The following is a 25,048-nucleotide window of genomic DNA, read 5'->3' as shown; positions in this document are numbered from 1 at the left end:
CGCCTGCAAAAAAGCGCTTCTTTTCAATGCCCGATTGCCGCTCAGGTTTAAAAGTTTCCCGCTTCCCGATTCAGTCGGAATACGAAAAATCTAGAAAGGCTTGAGCACCACCAGAATGACGATCAGGATCATCAGAAGCGTGGGCACTTCGTTGACGATGCGGTAGAAGCGCGGCTTTCGCGGCGCCGTGTCATTCGCGAGGCGGCGCAGCTCGGCGCCGAAAAACCCGTGCAGACCGGAGAGAATGACGACCAGCAACAGCTTGGCGTGCAGCCATCCCGACACGAACCAGCCTCCCTGATAGGCAATGACGAGACCGAAAATCCACGTCGCGATCATGGCCGGCGTCATGATCGCCTTGTAAAGCCGGCGCTCCATGACCTTGAACGCGGAGATGCGGTCCGAGCCCGGTATTGCTTCGGCATGGTAGACGAAGAGGCGCGGCAAATAGAGCATCGCCGCCATCCACGCGATGACCGATATGATATGCAAGGCTTTCAGCCATTCATAAAGCATCGTGCGCCCTTCAGAATCGATCGCCCGTCCACGCTGACCAGCCATTTTCCGCGAATGGCGGTTTCCCGCAAGCGCGATCCGAACACTTTATTGCGACAAAACACGGATGGGGGAGCGCCGCCCCTTCCTTCGATCGTCATCCGCGAACCCTCGCGACCAGTTGTTCCACATGAGCGATCGGCGTCTGGGGCAGGATGCCGTGCCCCAGATTGAAGACGTGCGGTCCGCCGCCGAGCGCCGCGCGGATATCGTCGACGGCCCGCGCGAGAACGTCGCCGCCGGCGACCAGCGCCAGCGGATCGAGATTGCCTTGCACCGGACGATGGACCTGAATGGCGTCGCTCGCGCGCCAGGGGTCGATGGTCCAGTCCAGCCCCACGCCATCCGCGATGCCGGATTGCGCCAGTTCCTCCACGCCTGCGCCGGCCCCTCGCGCGAAGACGATGACCGGGATTGCGGGATATCGGGCGCGGATGCGGGAAACGATGCGCGACACCGGCTCCAGCGACCAGCGGCGGAACAGGGGCGGGGGCAGGGCGCCCGCGAAGCTCTCGAAAATTTGCAGCACCTGCGCGCCGGCCTCGACCTGCCGCAGAAGATGGCTTGCCGTGGCATCCACGAGCCTGTCGACGAGCGCGCCGAAAAGCACGGGGTGAGTGTAGGCGAACAGACGGGCCGGCGCCTGGTCCGGCGTGCTCCTGCCGGCGACCATGTAGCTCGCCACCGTCCAGGGCGCGCCGGCGAAGCCGATCAGCGCCACTTGCGGGGGCAGGGCGGCGCGCACCATCCGCACGGTCTCATAGACGGGCGCAAGCCGTTCGGCATCGAGTTCGCCGGCCAGCGGCGCGAGACCCGTTTCAGGCGTCAGCGGATCGAGCTGCGGGCCTTCGCCCTCCAGAAAGCGCACGCGCTGACCCAGCGCGTCGGGCACGACCAGAATGTCGCTGAAGAGGATCGCCGCATCGAAGCCGAAACGGCGGATCGGCTGAAGAGTCACCTCGGCGGCTTTTTCGGGATCGTAGCAGAGATCAAGGAACGAACCCGCCTTTTCCCGCAGCGCGCGGTACTCGGGCAGATAGCGCCCTGCCTGGCGCATCATCCAGAGCGGCGGCTTCTCACGGGTTTCGCCGGACAACACCCGCAGCAGAGGCGCAGCCTGCGACACGGTTTGGCCGAAGGCAGGACCGGCAGGTCCAGAGGGATGGCTCACAGTCCTAACCTCCTGTTTTGAATCAAAGAATGTCTATTAATAGGATTCTGTTGTTCTTGTTAGGCTGCGGATTGTCGCGCCCCAGCGCCTTCCACATGCCATCCCCAGATTCGCTCATGCCGCGCACGGATGAAAGGGGGTTGCGGCCATGGGCGCTTGACTCGCCGAATCGTTAACGAATCGTTAACGTTTAGGAACCGTTAACCTTCTCGCGGGATCGCGGACGCGGATCTTGTCCACGGCCGCGAGATTCCGGTGACTGAATCCGGGCACATCGACGGGCGTGTTGAACGTTTGGCGGGTGATCCACAGGCCCGGTTTCCGGCGGCCCGTTAACGGTCTGTTATCCACACGCATCGACTCCCCTGTTGGAAACCCGGCCGCCTCCGCCCTGTTTCACGTGAATCCGCCCCTGGTGGCGCCTGCGACGCGCCGGCGCGTCAATAAGGTGTTCGCTCCCGCGCTTGCAGGTGTTAAACGAAAGGAAGGAACCGATGGGGGATCAGGTGAGCCGCAGTTTTTTCCATTTGCATCTGGTATCCGACTCGACCGGAGAAACGCTTCTCGCCGTCAGCCGGGCGGTTGCGGCGCAATATGAAGGCATCTCCGCGATCGAGCATATCTATCCGCTGGTGCGTTCCGGCGCTCAGCTGGACCGGGCGATGGCTGCGATCATGGATGAGCCGGGCATCGTGCTGTACACGCTCGTCAACGACGAACTGGCCGACAAGCTCAACCGCGCCTGTAGCGCCGAGGGCCTCCCGGTGCTTTCCGTGCTCGATCCGGTGGTCAACCTGTTCCAGTCCTATCTCGGGACGGAAACCATCGATCGCCCCGGTGCGCAGCACACGCTCAACGCCGAGTATTTCAAGCGCATCGACGCGATGAATTACACCCTCGCCCATGACGACGGGCAGACGGCGGGCGATCTCGACGCGGCGGACGTGATACTGGTCGGTGTCAGCCGCACGTCGAAGACGCCGACGGCGATCTATCTCGCCAACCGCGGCATCAAGACCGCCAACGTGCCGATGGTGCCGGGCGTTTTGCTGCCCGAAGCGCTGGCGAAGATCAGGAAGCCGTTGATCGTCGGCCTCGTGGCAAGCCCCGATCGCATCGTCCAGATCCGGCAGAATCGCCTGCTCAGTCTCAACGCGGACGATGACACGGCCTATGTCGACCGGGATGCCGTGGCCACGGAAATCGCCGAATCGCGAAAACTCTGCGCGCGCAACGGGTGGCCCGTCATCGACGTCACCCGCCGCTCCATCGAGGAAACCGCCGCCGCCATCATGGATCTGCTGCGCACGCATCGCATGCAGTTCATCGCGCTGTCCTGACCGGGGGCGGGCGGCATCGACATCTTGACGCGCGGAAGCAGAAGCCGGAATCTGGCCAAGTGTGCAAAGGAGGGAACACCGATGACCGAGCCGGCACCTTCAACTCTCTGGATAGCGGACCAACCGCTCATTCTGGCTTCCACCAGCCGCACCCGGCGCAACCTCGTCGAGGCTGCGGGTATCGTCGTCGAAACGCGCCAGCCCGGCGTCGACGAGCGGGCGATAGAGGAGCCGTTCGCCGCCTCCGGCGCGCCGATCGAGGATCTCGCCGCGCTGCTGGCGCGGGAGAAGGCGCTTGCCGTCAGCCGCCGCGAACCGGGGCGTCTGGTGCTCGGTGCGGATCAGACGCTCGAATGCGAAGGGCGCCAGTTCCACAAGCCGGCCGATGCCGTTCGCGCACGCGCGCAGCTCGCCGCCTTGTCGGGAAAAACGCATCATCTTCATTCGGCGGCGGTGCTGGCGCAAGACGGCGAAGCGGTGTTCGAGGTGATCTCGACGGCCGATCTCGATGTGCGCCCGCTTGGCGACGCCTTTATCGATCGCTACATCGAGACCGTGGGCGATGCCGTTCTGTCGAGCGTCGGCGGCTATCAGATCGAAGGGATCGGCGTGCAGCTTTTCTCGCGGGTCAACGGCGATCATTTCACCATTCTCGGTCTGCCCCTGCTGCCCATTCTCACGTTCCTGCGTGAACAGGGATGCCTTGCCGAATAGGGATGCCTGGCCGAATAGGCGATCGTCGAAAAAGCCGTTGTTCGCCTCCGATCTACAGGGGCGTTTCTTCTTGTCGAGATCATTTTCATGACGCAATCGTCGCCGCAATCCTTTCCCAGAGCCTGCATCATCGGTTTTCCGGCGCGGCACAGCCGTTCGCCGCTCATTCACCGCTTCTGGCTGCGCGAGCACGGCATTGCCGGGGATTACGACATCGCCGAAGTATCGCCGGATGATTTTCCCGCCTTCATTCGCAATCTGGCGGCGGGCGGCCGTGTCGGCGCGAATGTCACCGTGCCTCATAAGGAAGCCGCCTTCCGGCTGGTGGATGAGGCGACCGATACGGCGCGGGCGCTCGGGGCGGTGAATACGCTGTGGTTCGAGAACGGGAGGCTATGGGGCGACAACACGGATGTCGCCGGCTTTCTCGCCAATCTCGATGCGGGCGCGCCGGGATGGCAGGAGGCGACGCCAGTCGCCACCGTGCTGGGGGCGGGAGGCGCCGCGCGCGCCGTCGTCTACGGTCTGCTGGCGCGCGGCGTCGGGCGTGTCGTCATCGTCAACCGCACCCTTGCGCGGGCGCAGGCCCTTGTGGATCATTTCGAAGGTCTGTCCGGCGGGCGGATCGAAGCTGCGGATTGGGACGGTCTCGCCCGGTTGCTGCCGGATACGGCCCTTCTGGTCAACACGACCTCGCTCGGCATGCACGGCCAGCCGCCGCTGCCTGTCGATCCCGATCCGATGCCGGACGGTGCGGTCGTGACGGATGCTGTCTATGTGCCGCTCGAAACGCCGTTGCTCGTGGCGGCGCGGCGGCGCGGACTGCGGACGGTCGGCGGGCTGGGCATGCTGCTGCATCAGGCGGCGTCCGGCTTTGCGCGCTGGTTCGGCGTCATGCCGGTCGTCTCGCAGGCGCTCCAGGATCATGTCGTCGCCGATCTTCAGGAAGCGGCGAAGGGAGGAAAGGCATGACCTTCGTTCTCGGGCTGACGGGCTCCATCGGCATGGGCAAGTCGACGACGGCGGATTTTTTCCGCAAGCATGGCGTGCCGGTGCACGATTCCGACGCCACCGTCCATGAACTTTATCGCGGCAAGGCGGCGGACCCCGTTGAACGGGCTTTTCCGGGCGTCGTCGTGGATGGTGCGGTCGATCGCGACAAACTCGGCGCGCGGGTCATCGGCGATGCGCAGGCGATGAAGCGTCTCGAGGCGATCGTGCATCCGCTGGTGTGGGAAGCGGAACAAGCCTTTCTGGCGCAGGCGCGGCAGAAGGCGACGCCGCTCGCGGTCATCGACAGTCCGCTGCTTCTGGAGACCGGACAGGCCGGCCGCTGCGACGCCGTGCTGGTGGTGAGCGCGCCGCCGGAGGTGCAGCGCGCGCGCGTCCTTTCCCGCCCCGGCATGACGCCGGAGAAATTCGAGCGGATTCACGTGAAACAGATGCCGGATGCCGAGAAGCGCCGCCGTGCGCATTTCATCGTCGACAGCTCCGGAGGACTGGACGCGGCCGAACGGCAGGTGGGCGACGTCATCCGGGCGCTGGCCGGCCGCACGGGCCGCGGGGAGGCGTGATCGTGTCGCGCGAGATCGTTTTCGATACCGAAACGACCGGCGTCGATCCGGCGACCGGCGACCGTGTGGTCGAAATCGGCTGTGTGGAACTGGTGAACGCCGTGCCCACCGGCCGCCACTTCCATGCCTACATCAATCCGCAACGGCCGATGAGCGAGGGAGCGTTTCGCGTCCACGGCCTGTCCGACGCCTTCCTGTCCGACAAGCCGGTGTTCGCCGCCATCGCGGATGCCTTCATCGCCTTCATCGCCGATGCGCCGCTGGTGGCCCATAATGCCAGCTTTGACGCCATGTTCATCAATGCCGAGTTCCAGCGTCTGTCTCTCGCGCCTCTCGCGCCGGGCCGGCTCGTGGACACGCTGGTGCTCGCGCGCCGAAAGCACCCCGGCGCGCCCAACAGCCTCGATGCCCTCTGCGCGCGCTACAACATCGACAATACGAAGCGCACCAAGCACGGGGCGTTGCTCGATGCCGAGATTCTGGCCGAGGTCTATATCGAGCTGCTCGGCGGGCGGCAGGCCGGCCTCGACCTGAGCATCGCCCCCGCCACCCGCATCGCCGCGCGCGCGGGCGGCAGCACCGCCGCGCCGCCGCGGCCCGTACCGTTGCCGCCGCGCCTGAGCGCGGCGGAACGGCAGGCCCACGCGGCGTTCGTCGCCGGTCTCGGCAGCGGCAGCCTGTGGCAAAAGTATCTCGGGGAAAACGAGGAGAAGAAAGACCGCTGAGACGGTGCGGCGTCCGGGCAAGGCTCGCACGCAAGCGGTCGGAAAGCGGAACCGGCGGCAGGACCAAAATGGCCACCAAAAAGGCCGAAGGGAGCATTCAACTCCGCTTCGGCCTGAAATGGTTCGCATCGCGCCGGTCCGGCAGCGATGCGGGATTGTCGGATCGATATCAGGAAACGCTGGCGCCCGCCTGTTCGGCTTGCAGCTCAGCGATCTTCTGGCGGTAGAGCGCCGCGAAGTCGATCGGATCGATGAACAGGGGCGGGAAGCCGCCGTTGCGCACGGCGTCCGCAATGATCTGCCGCGCGAACGGGAACAGCAGGCGCGGGAACTCGATCATGACCGTGGGGTGAATGTGCTCGGCCGGCACGTTGCGCAGGCGGAAGACGCCGCCGTACACGAGCTCGAACGCGAACAGCACCTCATCGCCGACGGCGGCCTTGCCTTCGAGCGTCAGGTCGACGACGTAGTCTTCCTCACCGATCTGGTTGCCGCCGACATTCACCTGAATGGAGATCTCGGGCGATTTTTCCTGCGGCGCCAGGGAGCGGGGCGCATTGGGATTCTCGAAGGAGAAGTCCTTGATATACTGCGCGAGAGCGTTGACCACCGGCCCCCCGGTTGCCTCACTGTTGATTGCTGCGTCGGTCATATGGCTTTTCTCCGCTGATCAGAATCATCGCCGTTCATGGGTCCCCTAGACGTGTGACGCGGAATGCCGTTGAACGCAAGCCGGTTATGGGAGGCGTGCGCGTCATTTCCGTCGGCGCGTCCGCCGGGTCGTCAGACCTGCCGGGCGAAGGGTGCGGATTCCGGCGACAAAAGCGTTTTCCGAATGCCTTTCACAGGCTACGATGTGTTACGAAGAAGACTATGCGGCGCCGATATGTCTATCGCCGCGAAGCACCGCGTTCTTGTTCGCGCGGGATGTGGATGTTACGAGCATGAAGCCCCATATAGCGGGGCGGGCGAACCTGGTTCCGAGCGATAGAGAGAGACGACAGAGACATGCAGGACAGTTTTGATATCGTGACCATTGTCTTTCTCTGCCTCGCGGTGTTTGTCATCTGGAGGCTGCGCTCCGTGCTCGGCCAGCGCACCGGCAGCGAGCGGCCGCCGGTCGATCCCTTCGCGCGGCGGGATGCCCGCAACGGCGAGCCGGGCGCGCGCAAGGGCGCGCCGGCCGGCCAGCAGGAGCGGGCCGTGCGTCCGGCGAATGGCGACGGCGGCAATGTCGTGCATCTGCCCGGCCCCGCCAACGACGTGACCGGCCCGGAGCGGCCCGCCGATCCCGACCGCTGGAAGGGCGTCGCGGAAGCCGGCTCGCCGATTGCGGCCGGGCTCGATGCGATCGCCGCCCTCGAACCGGCTTTCGATGCCAAGGGGTTTCAGGAAGGGGCGAAGGCCGCCTACGAGATCATCGTCACTGCCTTCGCGCAGGGTGATCGCAAGACGCTGAAGGGGCTCCTGTCCCGCGAGGTGTTCGATGGCTTCGACCGCGCCATCGGCGAGCGCGAGCGTCGCGGCGAGGTCGTCAACACCACGTTCGTGTCCGTCGACAATGCCGATATTCAGGCGGTCGACGTCCAGAACCAGATTGCGCAGATCACCGTGCGCTTCTCCTCCAAGCTGATCACGGCGACCTATGACGTGGAGGGCAAGGTCATCGACGGCGCGCCCGACGAGGTGGCCGATGTCGGCGACACCTGGACCTTCTCGCGGACCCTGCGCAGCCGCGATCCCAATTGGTTGCTGATCGCGACCGAATCCGGCCAGTAGGCCATGACTGCGGCGCGCGCCGGCTGGTACGGCCCTTGCGCGCCGGCTCGGCGCATGCCGCGTCTAAACAGGGAGAGAGGGCATTTCCTCGTTTCGACGAGATCCGGGAATGCTCTGGTGTTTGCCGTCGCCGCCATGTTCGCCGCCACGCAGGTCCATATGCCAACCACCGCCGCGCCCGCCGCGCCGCCCATTGACGGCGCGGCGCTCGAGCGGCTGACCTTCGACGCGCTTGAAGGATGGCGGGAGGACGATCATGCCGCCGCTTTCGCCGCTTTTCGAAAAACCTGTGCGACCGTCGTGGAAGACGCGGCCGTCGTGCGCCGGGGTGCGTCCACGCCGCCCGCGCTGCGCACCGCCTGCGCGGCGGCGCTTGCCCTGACGCCTGCTCCCGATCGCATGCGGGCGCGGCATTTTTTCGAGCGTCATTTCCATCCCTTCATCGTGCGCCCCGCGACGGGCGGCGGCTTCCTCACCGGCTATTATGAACCGGAGTTTCCCGGCCGGCTTGCGCCCGCTGCGGGTTTCGATGCGCCGCTGCTGGCGCGCCCCGACGATCTCGTGACCATCGCGGAAGGCGAGAGCATCGGCGGCCTCGATCCCGAATTGCGGGCCGCGCGCCGGGTCGCGACGCCGGCCGGCGCGCGCTTCGAGCCCTTTCCCGAACGGGCGGCGATCGAGGACGGCGCTTTGGGGAATGCGGCCCGTGCGCTCGTCTATCTCGACCCCGTCGATGCGTTCATGGCCCATGTCCAGGGCTCCGTGCGGGTGCGAGTGGATGGCGCGGTGCGCCGTTTCGCCTATGCGGGGCGCAACGGCCATCCCTACACGTCCGTGGCGCGGCTCGTCGTCGCCGAAACGGGCATGGCGCCGCGGGATCTCACCGCACCCCGGCTCGTCGCCTGGCTGCGCGCGCATTCCGATGCCGCCCGCCGCCTGATGCGCCGCAACCGCTCCTACATCTTCTTTCGCCCCGCCGACGAACTGTCGCCGGATGACGGCCCTGTCGGCGGCGCGTCCGTGCAGCTCACGGCGGGGCGGTCGCTCGCGGTCGACCGGCGTGTCTGGGCCTATGGCCTGCCGGTGTGGATCGAGGCACGGCTGCCGCATGCCGACGCCGGCGCCTATGCGCTGCGGCGGCTGATGATCGCGCAGGATACCGGCTCGGCCATCGTCGGTCCGGCGAGGGCGGATATCTTCTTCGGTTCCGGCAGGGAAGCGGGCGCACGGGCCGGCGTGGTGCGTCATGCGCCGGAAAAGTTCGTGGTGCTCCTGCCCGCCGACGGCGGGCCGGGGGCAGGGGAGCGGGGAACATGAGACGGCGCGGCGGCAGACGCCTGTCGGAGGAAGAGGCGAAGCTGTGGCACCACGTCATCCGCAGCGTCAGGCCGCTTCCGGGGCATGCGCCGGCGCCCGCTCCGCCGCCGCCGCAAACCGGCGCGCCGGAGACGCCGCCGGTTGAAAAGCCGTTGCCGTCGCCCGCCAAGATCGAGCGCCGCCCGCCCGCCCCGCCGCCCCTGGTGCCGCTGGAACGTCGGCTGATGCGCGATCTGCGGCGCGGGGTCGATCGCATCGATGCGCGCATCGATCTGCACGGCATGCGTCAGGAGGAAGCCTATCACGCCCTCACGGGTTTCCTGCGCCGGGCACAGGTGCGGCATGCGCGGGTCGTGCTCGTGGTGACGGGCAAGGGCAGCGGTTCGGCCGCCATCGCCGATCCGTTCAGCGAGCGCGGGGTGCTTCGCCGCCTCGTGCCGCACTGGCTCGGTCTGGCGGAGTTGCGGGCGGTGGTCGTCGGGTTCTCCACGGCCGGCCGGGAGCATGGCGGCGAGGGTGCGCTGTATGTCAGGTTGCGCCGAAGTGCCAAAGGCCGCCGGGCTGCCGGCGATTCCGCAGGCGGAGAGAGTTGATGACGCCGTTCGGCATGCGGCTGCGGGCCTTGCGGGCGGCGCGCGGCGTCACCCAGAAGGAAATGGCGCAGGCGCTGCGCGTATCGAGCGCCTATCTTTCCGCGCTCGAGCATGGCAAGCGCGGCAAGCCGACCTGGGCGCTGATCCAGGCGATCCTCAACTACTTCAACCTGATCTGGGACGATGCCGATGCGCTGATCAAGCTCGCCGACATGTCCGATCCGCGCGTGGTCATCGACACGGCCGGCCTGTCTCCGGCGGCGACGCTTTTCGCCAATCGCCTCGCCGGCGAGATCGGAACCTTGACGGCGGAAGAACTCGACGCGCTGCTGGCCGTGCTCGACCGGCGCGGCGGCTGATACCTTGTCTCGATCAGCATGCCTCATCGGGACAAGGTCAAGCCCGTGCGGCGCTTGAGCACGGTCGGCACGCGGCCGGTCGCGGACCGGGAATGTCGGTATGAGATATCACGCGCCGGCGAATGCACGCTTGATGCGCTGCGTGACCATGATCCCGGCCAGCATGGCAAGCGCGAACACCCAGCCGGACGCAGCGCCCGCCATGATGCCGGAGAGCAGGGTGCCGACGGTGCAGCCCAGCACCACCATCGCGCCCCAGCCGAGCAGGAAGCCGCCGCCGAGACCGCGAAGGACCTGCCCGCCAGTGGGAACGGAGGGCCGGAACTGGCCGGCGATCAGGCTGCCGGCCAGCGCCGCGACAACCATGCCGGCGACGAAGAGGCCGTTCGGCGTCATCAGCGCGTCCTGCGCGATGGCGGCGCAGCCGCGCAGCCGGTCGAGTCCGCTCAGGCGTTCGGGGACGAAGCCGAGATATGCGCCGAGCTGCCGCCCGCGTTCGCCGAGGTCGGCGGTGACGCCGAGCGGCGCGACGCGCAGATAGGCGGCCGTGCCGATCGCCCCGACGGCGGCGCCGCCCAGCCATCCGGGCCAGCGCCCGGTGAAGACGGCGCGCAGCGGGCGCGCCGTCGTGGCGGGCGAGGGTGCGTAGCCCCGGTCGCGCTTCAGCAGCCACAGCGCCAGCGCGCCCAGCACGCCGAGCGAGACGGCGAGCGATCCCGCATAGCCCAGATGGTTCGGCAACCAGATGACCGGCGCATCGGCGACGAACGACGAATAGAGCGTGTTCCACGATGCATAGCCGGCGGCGAAGCCGAGCACGATGCCGACAAGGGCGAAGGGGGCGGTGGGCGATCCTTCGCCGAGCCGGTAAAGATGGGCGCTGACGCAGGAGCCGGAAACGGACATGCCGGCGCCGAAGGCGAAAGCCCCCGCCACCAGCACGATGCTGACCGGGCCGATGAAGGCGTCCGGCGGCAGCCTTCCCGTGGCGGGGTCCGGCAGCCACGCGCCGAAAACGACCGCATAGCCGAGCAGGCCGGTTGCGAGCGCCGTCACGATGCCCAGAACGCCATCGGCCTTGCGCTCTTCCAGGAAATCGCGGATGGCGCAGAAGAAGCAGAAGCGCGAGCGCTGGAGGACGAAGCCGAAGAACGCCCCGAGCACGAGCGACGTGGTGAGCGGATCGGTTCCCGCTCCGTCGCCGGCGAGGCGATGCGCGAAAAAGGCCAGCGCCAGGAACAGGGCAATGCCGGCGATGATGCCGGCCCGTCCGGTGGCGGCGGGCGGCGTTGCGCCGGATGAGGTTTGCGACACGGCGGATTTCCTGCGGTGGAACGAACGCAACCTGCAAAGGGTCGTCAATGCGAGAACGGCGGCCCTGGGCCGCCGTTCACAGCGCGGTACGTGCGGCGAAGCGGTCGCGTTACTTCACGCCCCACACGGTGCCCGCGGGGTTGGAGATCGGCAGGCCGACGGTATTGCCGTATTCGGTCCACGAGCCGTCATAGTTGCGCACGTCGTAGCCCAGCACCTTGGAGAGCACGAACCAGGTGTGGCTGGAGCGCTCGCCGATGCGGCAGTAGACGATGATCGGCTTGCTGCCGTCGATGCCCGCATCCGCATAGAGCTTCTTCAGTTCCTCGACCGGCCGGATGGTGCCGTCCTCGGCGACGGCCTTGCTCCACGTCACGTTCTTCGCACCGGGCACGTGGCCCGCGCGAATGGCCAGTTCCTGCGATCCGGGAGCGGAAAAGAGCTTGCCGGAATATTCGTCGGCCGAGCGGATGTCGACCAGCGCGGTGTCGCTCTTGCCATCGACGACCGAGATCACGTCGGCAAGGCGGGCGCGGATGGCGGCATTCGCCTCCGGCAGCGCGATGGTGCTCGCCGCCACGGTCGCCGCGCGCGTCGACAGGGGGCGCTTTTCAGCTTCCCACTTCTTGCGGCCGCCGTCGAGCAGCTTCGCGTCGATGCCGTAGGTGTCGAAAATCCACGCGCCCCACGCGGCGAACCAGTTGTTGTTGTCGCCGTAGAGAATGACGGTCTTGTCCTTGTCGATGCCCAGCTTGCGCACGAGCGCCTGGAAGTCCTCGCGGCTTGCGATGTCGCGACGCACGGTGTCCACGAGATCGGTGTGCCAGACGATGTTCTGGGCATTCGGAATGTGCCCGCGCTCGAACAGGCCGGGTTCCACGCTCACCTCGACGACGCGCAGCGTCGGATCGTCGATATTCTTTTCAAGCCACTCTGTCGTGACGAGAGGCCCGGCCGGCGTTTCGGCCCTGGCGGGCAGCACGGCGGCTGTCGCCGCCAGAAGCAGCGCGAACGCGCCGGATGACAATATGGTTACGACGGATTTCATGTGACCCCCCAATCATGCAGCGGCCGGTCCGACAGGATCGCGGTCCGGGCAGCGTCTTCATCAGCCGACGAAAACATCCGTCGGAGCGGCTGGCCTCAATCCGGGCGCAGGGACGCCGCTCCGTCTCCTCGGTCGTTGCATCGAATTTCACCGGGAAATAAACGACACTTCCCAATCTGATGCATTTTGATGGGAATTATAGTCTATCATTCAAATTTGCATGTCAAATAAATTAAACAACAAAAATATAATGTAAATTTAGGCAAGGACAGGGGACTGCGAGCCGGCGGCGACCCGGAGGGCTCGCGCCTGCGGCGATCAGAGCGTGTTGAGACGCGACTTCAGCCGATCGAGAAGACGGAAAAGCAGTACCTGTTCATCGATGGTGAGGCCGTCGAGGGCTTCGCGGTAGAAGATGTCGATGGCCACCTGCATTTGCGCCCAGGCCGTATCGCCGTCCTCGGTCAGGACGACGCGGCGGCTGCGTCCGTCCTGTGCATCCTTGACGCGCCTGATCCAGCCGCGCGTCTCCAGCCTGTCCAGCACGGGCGTGATGTTCTGGCGGCTGACGAGCAGAAAACCGATGAGATCCTTCACCGTCATGCCGTGTTCGCGCGGGTCGGGCCGGGCGAGCGCGCCGAGCACCGCCCATTGCTGGGTGGTGCTGTTGAAATCGCCGATGAAATGCGCGCCGGCCTTGTGCATGAGGTTGGCGCATTGATAAAGGCGGAAGAACAGGCGGTTGGCCACGTCGAAGCGGGCCGGATCGGATTGCCGCGAAGCGGAATGTTGCGCCGGGCCGTCGGTCATGAAACGTCTCGCTTTGAAAACGGCATGGATGAAAGGCCGCTCGGGCATTCCGGCGGAGGCGGAACGGCGCCTGCGGCGTATCGCTTCATGCTTCCCAGAAATGCGGCCGGGCCGGGCTGAGGTGCGGTCCGATGCGAACGGGCGACACGCGCAGCGCATGGCCGGCGGCGTCGTCGGTCTCCACCGCGAGGCCCGCCAGCGTGCCGGGGCCGGTGGCGGCCTCGAGGCGGGAGCCGGGCGTTTTTTCGATGAAGCGGCGAATCGGCTCGTCAGGCTGCATGCCGAGGATCGAATCGTAGTCGCCGCACATGCCGGCATCGCTCTGATAGGCGGTGCCGCCGGGAAGAATCTGCTCGTCTGCGGTGGGAACGTGCGTATGGGTGCCGACGACGACGCTCGCCCGCCCGTCGACGTAGCGCGCCATGCCCATTTTCTCGCTGGTGGCCTCCGCGTGCATGTCGATCAGCGTGGCGTCGACGGCTTCGCCCAGCGGGCATTCGCCGAGCGCGCGGTCGACGGCGGCGAAGGGATCGTCGAGCGCATCCATGAAAATGCGGCCCATGGCGTTGATCACGAGCACGCGGCCGCCGTTCGCGGCCTCCACCACCGTCGCGCCGCGCCCCGGCGTGCCGGGCGGGTAGTTGATCGGCCGCAGCAGGCGCGGCTGGCGCTCGATGAAAACAAGCGCCTCGCGCTGGTCGAAGGAATGGTTGCCGAGCGTCACCACATCGGCGCCGGCGTTGAGAAGCTCGTCGCAGATCGCCTCGGTGATGCCGAAGCCGCCGGCGGCGTTCTCGCCGTTGACGACGACGAGATCGAGCTTCCACCGTGCGCGAAGATCGGGGAGCTGGTCCACGATGGCGGTCCGTCCCGGCCGTCCCACGACATCGCCAAGAAACAACAGACGCATGAAACCTCCGGTAGGTGCGCGGGCGGCCGGTCTCGCCGCCGGGACATTCGCCTATGATTACCTGATCCTGATCGATTGCATCTGCGTGACGATGGCGTCAAGCGGCCGATCGTGAGGCTCGGCGGGAACCTGCCCGACTTCCTGCACGTCGAAGGCGAGGCCGATGGTCGCGAGCGGCCGTTGGGCCGAAAGGCGGGCGATGGCCGCGTCGTAATAGCCGCGTCCGTAACCCAGCCGGTTGCCGCGCCGGTCGAATGCGGCAAGCGGAACGAGCAGGATATCGGGATCGACCTCCGGTTGATCCGCGCCGGGTCCCTGCGTGCTGAAGCCGGCGCCGGCGAGAAGCGCGCCCGGCCGCCAGCGGCGGAAAACGAGCCCCTGCGGCGCAACGATCGGCAGCGCCAGCGGCACGCCGCGCGCATCAAGCGCCGCCATCAGCGGGCGGGGATCGATTTCGTTGCGGATGGGCCAGTATCCGGCGACGACGCCGTTTTGCAGGAGCAGTGGAAAGTCGGACAACACCAGCCGGCGCAGCGCCTGTGCGGCGCTTGCCGCGCGTTCGCTGTCGGCGGCGAAAAGATCGCGCCGCGCCAGCGTTTCCCGCCGCAGCCGTTTCTTTTCGTCGGCCAGCGCTGACGGGCCGGTATCGAGGCAGGTGTCCATGGGTGACGACGCGCGGCGAGGCGGAAAGGATGGCAAAAGGGGTGCGGGTCCACGATGGCCGTTGGAGAAAGATCCCGGGAACCTACAACGTAGGTGGGCGCCATGTGCCCAAGTCCTCGGACCGGGGCAGGGACAGCTCCCAAGGGATCAATAAGGCCCCGGGGAATGTGTCTCCTGACGAACCTCGCAGAGCCCGCATGAGGAACTTAGGCTTTCGTCGGATAAATATCCAGCCCCCCGAATGCGATTTTCCGGTGGGGTGGAAAGCCTTCACGCCGCCGCAAAGTCGCTCTATACGGGTTTCGATGGGCGCACCGTGCCGGAAGTCGGTCAAGCCCCGGCCATGCGGATGACGGAGTCGCGGTGCGACAGGATGTCCGGGCCGGGCGCTTCAACAATACGGACGGCGGGACGGCCGATGTGCCGTCGCGGTGCGTTGCCGCAGTCACCAAGAGGCGATGAACCGTGGAACTTTCGCCTGCCCTTGCCATCGATTCAGCCGATATCGTGGTGGCGAGCCTTCGCGACTGGCTGTTGACCGAGGCGCGCATGACGGCCGACATCAGCAGCGCCGTGGCGGGCCTTGCCGACCGGCTGAACGCCGCCGGCGTTCCCGTCGACCGCTTGACCTTTTCGGCCAAGGCGCTGCATTCCGAGCATGCGGCGGTGTCGGGAACATGGACCAAGGACGATCCCGGCGTGTGGAAGCTGCGCGCCCATGGCAGCGACGACGCTGCGGGATATGAGAGCAGCCCGCTGGCGGCGGCGCACCGCTCTGGCCTCCCCGTCGTCTTGTGGATCGACGAGACGCCCGACGAGCGCTTCGGCATCGTGCCGGATCTGCGGCGGGAAGGTTACAAGCATTACCTGTGCTTTCCCGTTTTTTTCGCGAACGGGCACAACAATGCCGTCACCTTCGCGACCCGCAGCGGGAACGGTTTTCCATCGGCGGCCTGCGCCGTGATCGCGGCGCTGCTGCCGGCCCTGACCGCGACGCTCGAAATCCTCTCGGGATACAAATCGCTTGACGAGGTGTTGCGGATCTATGTCGGCGACGAGCCCCACCGCGCCATTCTGGCGGGGCGCATCGGCCGCGGGCAGGTCAGCCGCATCCGTTCGGCCATCCTTTTCGCCGACATGCGCAGCTACACGCGCATTACCTCGGCCATCGAGCCGGAACGAGCGGTGCAGTTGCTGAACCGCTATTTCGACTGCCTCGTGCCGCCCATCGAGGCGGAGGGCGGTGAAGTGCTCAAATACATGGGCGACGGCTTGCTGGCGATCTTTCGCGATCGCGACGACGATACGGGCGCCGCCGCCCGGTCCGCATTGGCGGCGGCCGTGGAGGCGCTTGCCCGCGTCGGACGGATCGGCACCGAATTCGGCGCCGCTATCCGTGCCGGCGTCGCGCTGCATCATGGCGAGGCCGCCTATGGCAATGTGGGGTCCGGCGCGCGGCTCGATTTCACCGTCGTCGGCCGCGACGTCAACCTGACGAGCCGCCTGGCGCAGCTCAACAAGGTGCTCGACGAGCCGCTGCTGATGTCGCGCGCCTTCAGCGACCATCTCCGGGAGAACACGGTTCACCTCGGGGCTTTTCGTCTCGATGGTTTCGAGCAGGAAATAGAGGTCTACCGGCCGCAGGGCATCTGTCGGTCGATCGGATATATCTGATCCGCGCCGTCAGGCTTACCACAGGCCGGTCGGCGACGTATCGGCCGGGCGGACGGGCGCGGGCGGCAGGTCCGCCGCGGCAGGCGTCGGCGTGGCGGCGGTCACGATCGCGTCAGCGGCCGGGGTTGCGCCCGGTGCGGCTGCGTCGGCCGATGAACCGCCGCCGATGCCGAAGCCGGAAAACGACATCATGCGGCGCAGCAGCGATTGCGAATCACCGGTCGGCGTGGCGCCGGTCGTCGGTCGCGCATCCGCGACGGCGACAGCCTCAGGCCGCGGAGCGGGCACGGGAACCGCCGCCGGAGCGACGGCCGGCACGCGGGCGGGCTGTGCGGTCACGGTTCGCGCCGGTTCCGATACGGCCGTGGCCACCTGTGTGACCGGCGCGCGGCGCGCAGGCGCTTCGTCGTTCATGACGATCTCCTGCGGCCCGGCGGCCAGCGCATCCGGGCGGCTGACGAGCGTGGGGTCGTAGCCGGGAACGCGGCGGGAGAGCGCGAAGACGGCCGATTCGGGGTGGCGGCCACCCTGAAATACCGGATGCTGTCCGCCGTCCTGATAGACGACGCGGACGGCCGGCGTGCCCTTGGAAAGCAGATCGGCGATCTTCGCCTCGTCGGCCTGTTGCTTCGACGCCACGGCTTGCCTGACGTCGCTGTCGATATCAAGCGTGGGGCACGCGCCGGCGGGGTTCAGCGCATTGCCGTTGCGCGCGTTGAAGACGTAACGCTTGCCGCACACGCCGACGGCAGGTTCGAGGCGGGTGGTCTCGAAGTGATCCGAGCCTTCCTTCAGATTGCGCCAGAATGCGATATTCGGATCGAGCCGATGCTTGGCCATGTTCTCCGGCGTCATGCGGAAGGGATAGGCCTGCACCTGGAACTTGCGCTGTCCGCCGTTGAAAGCCTCACGCCCGAGCGCATAAATCTCCGCGATCTGCTCGTCCGTCATGGAGTAGCAGCCGGCGGAGGAACAGGCGCCATGCACCATCAGATATTTGCCGGTGCGGCCATTGGCGCGATCAAACGCGTTGGGATAGCCCATGTCGAAGGAGAGATAATAGGACGAGTTCGGATTCATCAACCCCGGCGTGATGGTGTAGAACCCTTCCGGCGCTTGCCGGTCCCCTTCCTTCTTCTTCGGGCCGAGCTGGCCAGACCAGCGGCAGATCGGATAGGTCTTGAGCAGGGCGAACCGTCCGTCGTTGCCCTTTTTCCACACTTCAAGCTCGGATTCTTTCTTGAAGATGCGGACCAGGATCGGGGACGCCTGGCTCATGTTCTTTTCCCGCATGAGCGCTTGCGTTTCCGCCGGGATCGGCGCGCGGGCGCGGGCATTGCTGCTGAATTTGGCATTCTCCTGGCACCCCGCAAGGGCCATGCCGACGCCAACGAACAAGACAAGCCGCTTCAACATTCGGACACCCGATCTCTGCGTCGATGCAGGAACGCACCCAACCTGCGAATTCTAGCCGCGCATCGTTACCTAAAGATTACCATCGCCGCCGACAGGACGAGCGGACTAACATACACCGCCGCGAACTGCACCGGCTGCAAACAATGACTTGCCGGCATCCTGCCAGAGTTTCGCCGTTGCGTCGACTCCGCGCGACCGGCTCGTGCGCGGTCAGAGCAGCCGCGCGCCGCGGCTGAGGCGCGACACGCCGTCGCGGGCGACGGCATTGTCCTGTGCGATGCTCAATGCCCGCTGGTAGGATTCGAGCGCTTCCCGCGTTTTGCTCTGCCGTTCGAGCGCCACGCCGCGCGCCGCCCATGCGTCGGCGTTCTGATTGTCGACATTCAACGAGGCGTTGAAATCCTCGACCGCCTTGTCGTAGCGCCCGACCTCGATCAGGCTCTGGCCGCGCGCGGTGTAGGGCGCCGCGACGAAAGGATTGCGGTCGATGGCCGCGTCGAAATCGCGGATCGCGTTCTGATGCTGCCCGAGGCGCTGATAGACCAGGCCGCGGGCATGGAATGTCTCGGCGGCTTCGGGGTTGATGGCGACGGCGCGCGACAGATCGGCCAGCGCCTGATTCGTATCCCCCCTGGCGCGCAGCAAATTCGCGCGGCCGACATAAGCCGGCGCATAACGGGGATCGGCGGTGATGGCCTGCGTGAAATCCCCCAGCGCGGCGTCGTCCTTGCCGGTCTGCCGGTAGGCCAGCGCCCGGTTGGTATAGGCGGCGGCATAATTGGCGTCGAGAGCGACGGCCTGCGAGAAATCGCGGATCGCGTTCGCATATTGCCCCTGCCGCGCATAGGCCGCGCCGCGCGTGTTGTAGGCGACGGGATCGCGCGGGTTCGCCTTGATGACATTCGACAGCGAAGCGATATTCACCTGCGAGTCGGGGTTGGCCTTGTCGACCACCGCGATGTTTTGCGTCGGCGCCAACGAGCCGACCGTTCCGCAGGCGGCCGACAGCGCCGCCATGCCAAACGCCAACACGACCGGAATCCTCCGCGACGCGAAGGACAGGCCGAACCCGCTTCTCTCGAACGCCAATCGCTCAGTCATGGCCCAACGCTCAGTCATGGCCCAAGTCCATGTTGCGGAATCCGTTACGCCGCGGATGCAGCGCATCTGACACCGGTCCTGTTCAAGTCGGCATGAACCTGCCGGCAGACGAACGCCAAGGCGGCTCACGTTCAATCCGATCGTCAAACTGAACGCGAGTCGCGCAAAACAGTAAACAACGAGAACGGTTTGCGCCGCCGCGCTCATCGACCGGAACGCAAACCCGAAACAGAAGGGGCGTCACGCATCCCTTGCCGCTGCCGCGCCGCCGACTTGCCGGCCGCCCCGATCTCAGCGCGGCGTAACCGTGCGGGGCTTGGAAGGCAGCAGCCCTTCGCGCTGGAGACGCTTGCGCTGCAACTTGCGGGCGCGGCGCACGGCCTCCGCCTTCTCGCGGGCCTTCTTCTCGGACGGCTTTTCATAATGGCCGCGAAGCTTCATCTCGCGGAAGATGCCTTCACGCTGCATCTTCTTCTTGAGGGCACGGAGTGCCTGATCGACATTGTTATCGCGAACGAGAACCTGCACGCTTTGTCTTCCCGTAGTCTTGAAAGATGAAAAAGGGCACAAAGCCCCTTGGCGCGAGGAGCGCGCCGATGATCGATCCTTGCCGATAACAGATCAGGTCGGCGTTGTCCACAACAAGCATGGCTCAGGCCGGCGTCACGCGCGTGACGTGGCCCATCTTGCGCCCCGGCCGCGCCTCGCGCTTGCCGTAAAGATGCAGGCTGGCGCCGGGTTCCGCGGCGATCCGGGCCCAGAGGCCGGCGTCGTCGCCGATCAGGTTCGTCATCGTCGCCTGCGCGCCGGTCATCCCGGCCGGACCGAGCGGCCAGCCGCAGACGGCGCGGACATGCTGGGCGAATTGCGAGGTGCGCGCGCCCTCGATCGTCCAGTGGCCGGAATTGTGCACGCGCGGCGCGATCTCGTTGACCAGCACCGATTCGCCGCTGCCGTCGGCGATCACGAACAATTCCACCGCCAGCACGCCCACATAATCGAGCGCCGCCGCGATGCGCCGCGCGGCATCCAGCGCCTGCGCGCGCGCCTCGGGCGAGACATGGGCCGGCACGCTGGTGACATCCAGAATATGGTGGCGATGCCTGTTCTCGCACAGTTCATAAGCCACGAAAGAGCCATCCTGCCCCCGCGCGGCCACCACCGATATCTCGCGCAGGAACGGCACGAACCCTTCGAGGATCGCCGGCGCGCGGCCAAGGCCCGCCAGCGCGGCGGCCGGATCGTCTTCCGCGCGGATGATGGCCTGCCCCTTGCCGTCGTAACCGAATCGCCGCGTCTTGAGCACGGCGGGGCGGCCGAGATCGCGGAGCGCCGATTCGAGATCCGTCCCGTCGCCGACGGCGCGAAAAGGCGCGGTGCCGATGCCGAGTCCGGCGACGAAGGTCTTTTCGGCCAGCCGGTCCTGGGTGATGGCCAGCGCCTGCGCCCCCGGCCGCAGCGGCGCGTGCGCGCTGATCAAGGTCGCCGTTTGCGCCGGAATGTTCTCGAATTCGTAGGTGACGACATCGACCGCGCCGGCGAACGCCACCAGCGCCGCTCCGTCGTCATAGGCGGCGACGGTATGGCGGCCGGCGACCTCGAAGGCGGGCGATTCTTTCTCGGGCGCATAAATATGCGCATGCATGCCGATCTCGGCCGCGGCGAGGGCGATCATGCGGCCAAGCTGGCCGCCGCCCAGAATGCCGATGGTGGAGCCGGGAGGCAGCATCGTCATGTCTCGTCCACCGGGAAATCCGCCACGGCGGCCGTGCGCGCAGCCCGCCACGCATCGAGCCGCGCGGCGAGACCGGGATCGGAAAGGCCGAGAACGGCGGCGGCCAGCAGGGCGGCGTTCACCGCTCCGGCCCGCCCGATCGCGAGCGTGCCGACCGGAACGCCCGCCGGCATCTGGACGATCGACAGAAGGCTGTCCTGCCCGCCGAGTGCCTTCGTCTCCACCGGCACGCCGAACACGGGCAGGCTGGTGATTGCCGCGGTCATGCCCGGCAAGTGCGCCGCGCCGCCCGCGCCCGCGATGATGACGTGAAACCCCGCCTCCCGCGCCGTGCGGGCGAAGCCGTAGAGACGCTCGGGCGTGCGGTGGGCCGAGACGATGCGCGCCTCGAACGGCACGCCGAGTTCCGCCAGCGTATCGGTTGCGTGGCGCATGACCGGCCAGTCGGACTGACTGCCCATGATCACGGCGACCCGAGGCGCGCGCGCCGGTTGGGTGGAAGGCGCCGCTCCCGCTGCTGTGGCCACCGTGACGGCGGGCGGTAGATCGCTCATGCCGGTATGCTCATCCTGCCGCGCAATCCCCTGAAAGCTCTTTCCTCGCGGGCGGCGATCGCGGAAAGGAATCTGGATAAGGCTACTATAATCCGTGTGCAAGAAAATCCGTGTGTCGAAAAATAGGGCGCCGAATCGCCGGGCAGAGGCCAGCGGCAGGTCCGCGGCCTCCGGCTCAGGCGGCGGCCGCTTGAGGGAACGGGCAGGGTGGGGATGAGAGCGATATCGGGTTGGAAGGCGTTTTCGCCGTTGCTGCCCGCCGCGGGCGCGGCGCCGGGCGGCGGCCCGTGCCCGCCGGTGCTGCGATTTGCGCCGAGCCCCAACGGGCTTCTGCATCGCGGCCACGCCTTCTCCGCCCTTCTCAACCGGCATCTGGCGCATTCGTGGGGCGGGCGCTTCCTGTTGCGGATCGAGGATATCGATGTCGCGCGTTGCTCCGATTCGCTCGCCGCCGCCGCCATCGAGGATTTGCGATGGCTGGGCCTCGACTGGTGCGGGGAAGTGCGCCGCCAGTCGCGGCACTTTGCCGATTATGCCGCTGCCGCGATGCAATTGCGCGCGCAGGGCCTGCTTTATCAATGCTATGCCTCGCGCGCCGAGATTGCGGCCGCTGCCGATGGCCTTCACGATCCAGACGGCGCGCCGCTGCGCCGGCGGGACATTCCCGTTCTGACGCGGCGGGAGGAGGAGCGTCGCGAACTGGCCGGCGCGCCTTTCGCCCTTCGTCTCGACATGCGCCGCGCGCTTGCCGTCGTGGCGGCGCATGCGGAGGATCTCGCCTTTCCCGCGCTGTCGGAGACGGCAGCCGTCGAACGGCGCATCGCCGAGCCGGCGCGCTGGGGAGATGTCGTGCTGGTCCGCAAGGACGTGCCGGCGAGCTATCATCTTGCCGTGGTCGTCGACGACGCGCTTCAGGGCATCACCCATGTGATTCGCGGGCGCGACCTCGAGGCGGCGACCGATATTCATCGCCTGTTGCAGGCGTTGCTCGGCCTGCCCGTTCCCGTGTACCACCATCATGCGCTGATTCAGGATGAAGGCGGCGACAAGCTGGCGAAGTCGCGCGGTTCCCTTTCGTTGCGGGCGCTGCGCGAATCGGGCGTGCGTGCGGCGGATCTCCGCGCGGAATTCGGTCTGGATCGGGAAGGCGCGGACACCGTCGAAAAAGACGGGACGGGCTGACGATGGCGGGAGCGCTCCGCATTCATCGGGATGCTTGCTTTCATTTGATCGGAGCGCGCTCTTAAGGGGTAGCGACGGTCGGCGTCGGCATCTGGGCGCGGGCGAGCAGATCCTGCGCCTGTTCCCGTTGGCGGGCGAACTCGGCCAGGTCCGCGCCATCGAGTTCGTGGCTGCGCGGCAGCTTGATCTTCATCGGATCGACGAAGCGGCCGTTGACCATGACCTCGTAATGAAGGTGCGGCCCGGTGGACAGGCCGGTATTGCCCAGATAGCCGATCACCTGCCCCTGCCGCACGCGCGTGCCGGGCTGAATGCCGCGAGCGAAGTTCGACATATGCGAGTAGGTCGAGACATAGCCGTTGGCATGCTGAAGTTCGATTCGCCGGCCATAGCCCGAATCCCACTGGGCCTTGACGATCGTGCCGTCGCCGGCGGCGACGATCGGCGTGCCGATCCGGTTGGCCCAGTCCACGCCCGTGTGCATCTTGGCGTAGTTCGTGATCGGATGATAGCGCATGCCGAAGCCGGAGGTCAGCCGCCCTTCGGCAATGGGCTTGCGCAACAGGAATTTTTGCAGCGAACGCCCTTCAGTGTCGTAGAACGCGATTTCCCCGCCGTTCGGCGACTGGAAGCGGAAAAGCCGCCTGGTTTCGCCCTCGACGGTCAGCGCTACATAAAGCAGTTCCGGCGCACCGCCGTTTTCGGCGGCCGTGTAAAGCATTTCGAGCGATTCGCCCGTGCCGACGCGGCGCTGGAAATCCACATCGGCAGCGAACAGCGGGATCATCTCCCGCGCCAGTTCGGCAGGCACTTCATGACGCGCCGTCGTTTCGTGCAGGCTTTCGTAAAGCGGGGCGCCGGGGCCATCCACGGGCTCGGCGCCCGATTCGCCGCGGTGGCTCGCGGCAACCGATGCGTCGCGCGGCAAGGAGACCGGGACATAGCGGCCGTCATCCGTCAACGCAGCCCCGGCGCGAATCGCCCCGTTGTCCCACAAGGTCACGCGGCCGATCATCATCCGCTCCCCAGCGCTCGAATCATCGGATGCAGGCCCGGAAACGGGCAGGATGGCAAGGCTTTGGCCCTCCCGTAGCCGGTCGCGCTCCTTGAGTTCGAGTGCGGCGAGAATGGCGCGCGCGGCGCCCCGCTCCGCGCCCTGATCGGCAATGATCTTGAGGATGACGTCGCCCGGACGCCCGGCGATTCGTTCCTCCATGTCACGTTCCGCCGCCGGGGGAAGGAGAACTGCCTCGCGCTTGGGCAGGAGCGTGACGTTTTCCGGGATGACACGCACGTCGATGTCGTTGAACGGCGCATCGGACAAGGCGGTGTAAGCCATTTGCACCGGCGCGGCGGTCGTCTGCCGCAGGGAATAGGACAGCATCATGCGTGCCGTTTCCGGCTGGGAAGCGCCGCCGATGCTGTGCATCAGGCGTTCTTCGGCCAGGATTTGCGCCAGCGCTTCCTCGGCGTCGAGGCCGGGCGAATCAGGCGGGAAATTCATGCCGGCGAGCGGATGCTTGAGGACGGAAACATCGACATCGGCAGTGTCGGGCGCGGCCCCTCTCAGCGCCGTTTCGCGGCCATCGTCCGTTTCCGCGAAGATGTTCAGCGGGTTGAACGGCGGAATCGCGCGCGCATGGGTGCCGGCGGTGAGCGACAACGGGGCGCTGATTCGCACGAAGTCGCGCGTCTTGATGACCTCGCGGTCGCCGACCCGCACCGTTATGGGGGCCTTGAATTCGTGCCGGGCGGAGCTGACGGCGATTTCCCGGCGGACCAGCCTGTCGGCCTTGCCGACAGTTGCGCGTGATTCGCTGCTGCCGGGCGTCGCGGCCTTCTGGGGGCGGGCGACATGGTCGATCTCCCCCTGAAGGGCGATGATGATCGCGCCGCCGATAAGCGCGCCGCCGCTCAGGGCGGTCAGAACGCTGCCCACAAGCCAGCGCAGGCTTACACGCCGCCGGTCCTGATTGATGATGGCGATGCCGCTCGGGTCCAGCGGCGGAAACGTTTCCGGGGAAGCCTGCTCGGAATGTCCGTGCGCACGAATCGCCTGCTGACGCGGCGTCGCATCGGCCCGAAACGCAACCGGCGTCCTTTGCAGCATCAGCGCGCCTCACTCCCGTCGATCACCCGGCGCCGGCATTCCCCGCCTGCGCTCACCATATTCCATATGGATGAAGATATAGGCGAGCCCGTGGCATGTCGAGGCAATGGCGTCCGCCCAGCATGCCTTTGCCGCCTGATCTGCGGGGCGGGTGCGATGCGCTTCCGGGAATCGCGATTCTCGCATTCATATCGGGTGCGACGGCTCTCCGGCAGGGTCGGATCGCAAAAAATCGGGCCGGATTCGTTGCCAGCCAAGGATTTTGGGCGTCTCGCATTTCCTTTCGTCAAGAAAGTTTCATTTTTGGATTGACATGGATATTTGTGTGATCTAGATAGGGGTCACACCGGCGCTGCGGCTTACGAGTTTTGCGGCGACGGACTGGTTTTTCTTTAGGTTGCGTC

25 protein-coding genes and 1 other RNA gene are annotated in these 25,048 nt (G+C 66.6%); 11 read left to right on the top strand and 15 right to left on the bottom strand.

What is annotated here, in order from left to right; translation table 11 throughout:
* Positions 1–90: 90 nt before the first annotated feature.
* Complete coding sequence (gene hemJ, locus ACOYJQ_RS10450; protein ID WP_433458540.1) at positions 91–516, bottom strand: protoporphyrinogen oxidase HemJ; 426 nt, start codon at positions 514–516, stop codon at positions 91–93.
* A gap of 136 nt (positions 517–652) precedes the next feature.
* A complete protein-coding gene (hemE, locus tag ACOYJQ_RS10445; RefSeq protein ID WP_433458235.1) occupies positions 653–1,726 on the bottom strand; it encodes a uroporphyrinogen decarboxylase in 1,074 nt (357 codons plus the stop codon).
* Between the two features lie 506 nt (positions 1,727–2,232).
* Here hemE and ACOYJQ_RS10440 point away from each other — a divergent pair.
* The 5 genes from ACOYJQ_RS10440 to dnaQ all read left to right on the top strand — a co-directional run bounded on the left by ACOYJQ_RS10440 (position 2,233) and on the right by dnaQ (position 6,079).
* Entirely contained in the window at positions 2,233–3,066 is an 834-nt protein-coding gene (locus ACOYJQ_RS10440; RefSeq protein ID WP_433458539.1) for a pyruvate, water dikinase regulatory protein, read from the top strand.
* Between the two features lie 81 nt (positions 3,067–3,147).
* Positions 3,148–3,780: a Maf family protein gene (locus ACOYJQ_RS10435; RefSeq protein WP_433458234.1), complete on the top strand. Its 633-nt coding sequence runs from the start codon at positions 3,148–3,150 to the stop codon at positions 3,778–3,780.
* A gap of 87 nt (positions 3,781–3,867) precedes the next feature.
* Entirely contained in the window at positions 3,868–4,752 is an 885-nt protein-coding gene (locus ACOYJQ_RS10430) for a shikimate dehydrogenase (RefSeq protein WP_433458233.1), read from the top strand.
* Positions 4,749–5,354, top strand: coding sequence for a dephospho-CoA kinase (gene coaE / locus ACOYJQ_RS10425; RefSeq protein WP_433458232.1), 606 nt, complete (start codon positions 4,749–4,751; stop codon positions 5,352–5,354). Before ACOYJQ_RS10430 ends, coaE begins: the two co-directional genes overlap by 4 nt.
* Before the next feature lie 2 nt (positions 5,355–5,356).
* On the top strand, positions 5,357–6,079 hold the full coding sequence (gene dnaQ, locus ACOYJQ_RS10420) for a DNA polymerase III subunit epsilon (RefSeq protein ID WP_433458230.1): 723 nt from the start codon (positions 5,357–5,359) through the stop codon (positions 6,077–6,079).
* A gap of 169 nt (positions 6,080–6,248) precedes the next feature.
* On the opposite strand, the gene secB is transcribed toward dnaQ, so the two are convergent.
* Positions 6,249–6,731, bottom strand: a complete 483-nt coding sequence (gene secB, locus ACOYJQ_RS10415; RefSeq protein WP_433458228.1) for a protein-export chaperone SecB — start codon at positions 6,729–6,731, stop codon at positions 6,249–6,251.
* A gap of 356 nt (positions 6,732–7,087) precedes the next feature.
* Between secB and ACOYJQ_RS10410 the strand changes: the two genes are divergently transcribed.
* The 4 genes from ACOYJQ_RS10410 to ACOYJQ_RS10395 all read left to right on the top strand — a co-directional run bounded on the left by ACOYJQ_RS10410 (position 7,088) and on the right by ACOYJQ_RS10395 (position 10,127).
* Positions 7,088–7,858, top strand: coding sequence for a Tim44/TimA family putative adaptor protein (locus ACOYJQ_RS10410; protein WP_433458226.1), 771 nt, complete (start codon positions 7,088–7,090; stop codon positions 7,856–7,858).
* 117 nt (positions 7,859–7,975) lie between these two features.
* Positions 7,976–9,175, top strand: coding sequence for a murein transglycosylase A (gene mltA / locus ACOYJQ_RS10405; RefSeq protein ID WP_433458224.1), 1,200 nt, complete (start codon positions 7,976–7,978; stop codon positions 9,173–9,175).
* Positions 9,172–9,768: a Smr/MutS family protein gene (locus ACOYJQ_RS10400; RefSeq protein WP_433458222.1), complete on the top strand. Its 597-nt coding sequence runs from the start codon at positions 9,172–9,174 to the stop codon at positions 9,766–9,768. The genes mltA and ACOYJQ_RS10400 overlap by 4 nt, the downstream gene beginning before the upstream one ends.
* Positions 9,768–10,127, top strand: a complete 360-nt coding sequence (locus tag ACOYJQ_RS10395; RefSeq protein WP_433458220.1) for a helix-turn-helix domain-containing protein — start codon at positions 9,768–9,770, stop codon at positions 10,125–10,127. Before ACOYJQ_RS10400 ends, ACOYJQ_RS10395 begins: the two co-directional genes overlap by 1 nt.
* 108 nt (positions 10,128–10,235) lie before the next feature.
* On the opposite strand, the gene ACOYJQ_RS10390 is transcribed toward ACOYJQ_RS10395, so the two are convergent.
* The 6 genes from ACOYJQ_RS10390 to ssrS all read right to left on the bottom strand — a co-directional run bounded on the left by ACOYJQ_RS10390 (position 10,236) and on the right by ssrS (position 15,068).
* Positions 10,236–11,441, bottom strand: coding sequence for a YeeE/YedE family protein (locus ACOYJQ_RS10390; protein ID WP_433458218.1), 1,206 nt, complete (start codon positions 11,439–11,441; stop codon positions 10,236–10,238).
* Positions 11,442–11,550: 109 nt separating this feature from the next.
* Entirely contained in the window at positions 11,551–12,489 is a 939-nt protein-coding gene (locus ACOYJQ_RS10385) for a sulfurtransferase (RefSeq protein WP_433458217.1), read from the bottom strand.
* Between the two features lie 318 nt (positions 12,490–12,807).
* Positions 12,808–13,299 (bottom strand): MarR family winged helix-turn-helix transcriptional regulator, encoded by a 492-nt coding sequence (locus tag ACOYJQ_RS10380; protein WP_433458216.1) that lies wholly within the window; start codon positions 13,297–13,299, stop codon positions 12,808–12,810.
* Between the two features lie 85 nt (positions 13,300–13,384).
* Entirely contained in the window at positions 13,385–14,209 is an 825-nt protein-coding gene (locus ACOYJQ_RS10375; RefSeq protein ID WP_433458215.1) for a TIGR00282 family metallophosphoesterase, read from the bottom strand.
* A 57-nt stretch (positions 14,210–14,266) separates the two neighbouring features.
* Complete coding sequence (locus tag ACOYJQ_RS10370; RefSeq protein WP_433458214.1) at positions 14,267–14,872, bottom strand: 5-formyltetrahydrofolate cyclo-ligase; 606 nt, start codon at positions 14,870–14,872, stop codon at positions 14,267–14,269.
* Between the two features lie 42 nt (positions 14,873–14,914).
* Positions 14,915–15,068: non-coding RNA, 6S RNA (gene ssrS, locus ACOYJQ_RS10365), on the bottom strand.
* Positions 15,069–15,337: 269 nt separating this feature from the next.
* Here ssrS and ACOYJQ_RS10360 point away from each other — a divergent pair.
* Entirely contained in the window at positions 15,338–16,546 is a 1,209-nt protein-coding gene (locus ACOYJQ_RS10360) for an adenylate/guanylate cyclase domain-containing protein (RefSeq protein WP_433458213.1), read from the top strand.
* Between the two features lie 15 nt (positions 16,547–16,561).
* On the opposite strand, the gene ACOYJQ_RS10355 is transcribed toward ACOYJQ_RS10360, so the two are convergent.
* The 5 genes from ACOYJQ_RS10355 to purE form a co-directional block, all read right to left on the bottom strand.
* A complete protein-coding gene (locus ACOYJQ_RS10355; RefSeq protein WP_433458212.1) occupies positions 16,562–17,824 on the bottom strand; it encodes a L,D-transpeptidase family protein in 1,263 nt (420 codons plus the stop codon).
* 348 nt (positions 17,825–18,172) lie between these two features.
* Positions 18,173–19,063, bottom strand: coding sequence for a tetratricopeptide repeat protein (locus ACOYJQ_RS10350; protein ID WP_433458211.1), 891 nt, complete (start codon positions 19,061–19,063; stop codon positions 18,173–18,175).
* 291 nt (positions 19,064–19,354) lie between these two features.
* Positions 19,355–19,591: a 30S ribosomal protein S21 gene (rpsU, locus tag ACOYJQ_RS10345; protein WP_433458210.1), complete on the bottom strand. Its 237-nt coding sequence runs from the start codon at positions 19,589–19,591 to the stop codon at positions 19,355–19,357.
* Between the two features lie 124 nt (positions 19,592–19,715).
* Entirely contained in the window at positions 19,716–20,798 is a 1,083-nt protein-coding gene (locus tag ACOYJQ_RS10340; protein ID WP_433458208.1) for a 5-(carboxyamino)imidazole ribonucleotide synthase, read from the bottom strand.
* Complete coding sequence (purE, locus tag ACOYJQ_RS10335) at positions 20,795–21,352, bottom strand: 5-(carboxyamino)imidazole ribonucleotide mutase (protein WP_433458206.1); 558 nt, start codon at positions 21,350–21,352, stop codon at positions 20,795–20,797. The genes ACOYJQ_RS10340 and purE overlap by 4 nt, the downstream gene beginning before the upstream one ends.
* 213 nt (positions 21,353–21,565) lie before the next feature.
* Here purE and gluQRS point away from each other — a divergent pair, with 213 nt between their 5' ends.
* The gene (gene gluQRS, locus ACOYJQ_RS10330; RefSeq protein WP_433458205.1) at positions 21,566–22,534 is read left to right on the top strand and encodes a tRNA glutamyl-Q(34) synthetase GluQRS; all 969 of its coding nucleotides are present in this window, start codon (positions 21,566–21,568) and stop codon (positions 22,532–22,534) included.
* A 61-nt stretch (positions 22,535–22,595) separates the two neighbouring features.
* On the opposite strand, the gene ACOYJQ_RS10325 is transcribed toward gluQRS, so the two are convergent.
* Entirely contained in the window at positions 22,596–24,644 is a 2,049-nt protein-coding gene (locus ACOYJQ_RS10325) for a M23 family metallopeptidase (protein ID WP_433458203.1), read from the bottom strand.
* Positions 24,645–25,048 lie beyond the last annotated feature (404 nt).

This window comes from Pseudochelatococcus sp., assembly GCF_050946405.1.
Lineage (GTDB): Bacteria > Pseudomonadota > Alphaproteobacteria > Rhizobiales > Beijerinckiaceae > Pseudochelatococcus.
The sequence above is the reverse complement of the archived record's forward strand: the minus strand, read 5'-3'. Positions and strand labels throughout refer to the sequence as shown.

What these genes read in the sequence shown, in the direction of transcription:
- ACOYJQ_RS10410 (WP_433458226.1), top strand. Translation starts at nt 7,088, where the DNA reads ATGCAGGACAGTTTTGATATCGTGACCATTGTCTTTCTCTGCCTCGCG.
- coaE (WP_433458232.1), top strand. Translation starts at nt 4,749, where the DNA reads ATGACCTTCGTTCTCGGGCTGACGGGCTCCATCGGCATGGGCAAGTCG.
- ACOYJQ_RS10325 (WP_433458203.1), bottom strand. Translation starts at nt 24,644, where the DNA reads ATGCTGCAAAGGACGCCGGTTGCGTTTCGGGCCGATGCGACGCCGCGT.
- purE (WP_433458206.1), bottom strand. Translation starts at nt 21,352, where the DNA reads ATGAGCGATCTACCGCCCGCCGTCACGGTGGCCACAGCAGCGGGAGCG.
- hemJ (WP_433458540.1), bottom strand. Translation starts at nt 516, where the DNA reads ATGCTTTATGAATGGCTGAAAGCCTTGCATATCATATCGGTCATCGCG.
- secB (WP_433458228.1), bottom strand. Translation starts at nt 6,731, where the DNA reads ATGACCGACGCAGCAATCAACAGTGAGGCAACCGGGGGGCCGGTGGTC.
- ACOYJQ_RS10400 (WP_433458222.1), top strand. Translation starts at nt 9,172, where the DNA reads ATGAGACGGCGCGGCGGCAGACGCCTGTCGGAGGAAGAGGCGAAGCTG.
- ACOYJQ_RS10430 (WP_433458233.1), top strand. Translation starts at nt 3,868, where the DNA reads ATGACGCAATCGTCGCCGCAATCCTTTCCCAGAGCCTGCATCATCGGT.
- ACOYJQ_RS10375 (WP_433458215.1), bottom strand. Translation starts at nt 14,209, where the DNA reads ATGCGTCTGTTGTTTCTTGGCGATGTCGTGGGACGGCCGGGACGGACC.
- gluQRS (WP_433458205.1), top strand. Translation starts at nt 21,566, where the DNA reads ATGAGAGCGATATCGGGTTGGAAGGCGTTTTCGCCGTTGCTGCCCGCC.
- ACOYJQ_RS10370 (WP_433458214.1), bottom strand. Translation starts at nt 14,872, where the DNA reads ATGGACACCTGCCTCGATACCGGCCCGTCAGCGCTGGCCGACGAAAAG.
- ACOYJQ_RS10340 (WP_433458208.1), bottom strand. Translation starts at nt 20,798, where the DNA reads ATGACGATGCTGCCTCCCGGCTCCACCATCGGCATTCTGGGCGGCGGC.
- ACOYJQ_RS10385 (WP_433458217.1), bottom strand. Translation starts at nt 12,489, where the DNA reads ATGAAATCCGTCGTAACCATATTGTCATCCGGCGCGTTCGCGCTGCTT.
- ACOYJQ_RS10395 (WP_433458220.1), top strand. Translation starts at nt 9,768, where the DNA reads ATGACGCCGTTCGGCATGCGGCTGCGGGCCTTGCGGGCGGCGCGCGGC.
- ACOYJQ_RS10350 (WP_433458211.1), bottom strand. Translation starts at nt 19,063, where the DNA reads ATGACTGAGCGATTGGCGTTCGAGAGAAGCGGGTTCGGCCTGTCCTTC.
- ACOYJQ_RS10435 (WP_433458234.1), top strand. Translation starts at nt 3,148, where the DNA reads ATGACCGAGCCGGCACCTTCAACTCTCTGGATAGCGGACCAACCGCTC.
- ACOYJQ_RS10355 (WP_433458212.1), bottom strand. Translation starts at nt 17,824, where the DNA reads ATGAGCCAGGCGTCCCCGATCCTGGTCCGCATCTTCAAGAAAGAATCC.
- ACOYJQ_RS10380 (WP_433458216.1), bottom strand. Translation starts at nt 13,299, where the DNA reads ATGACCGACGGCCCGGCGCAACATTCCGCTTCGCGGCAATCCGATCCG.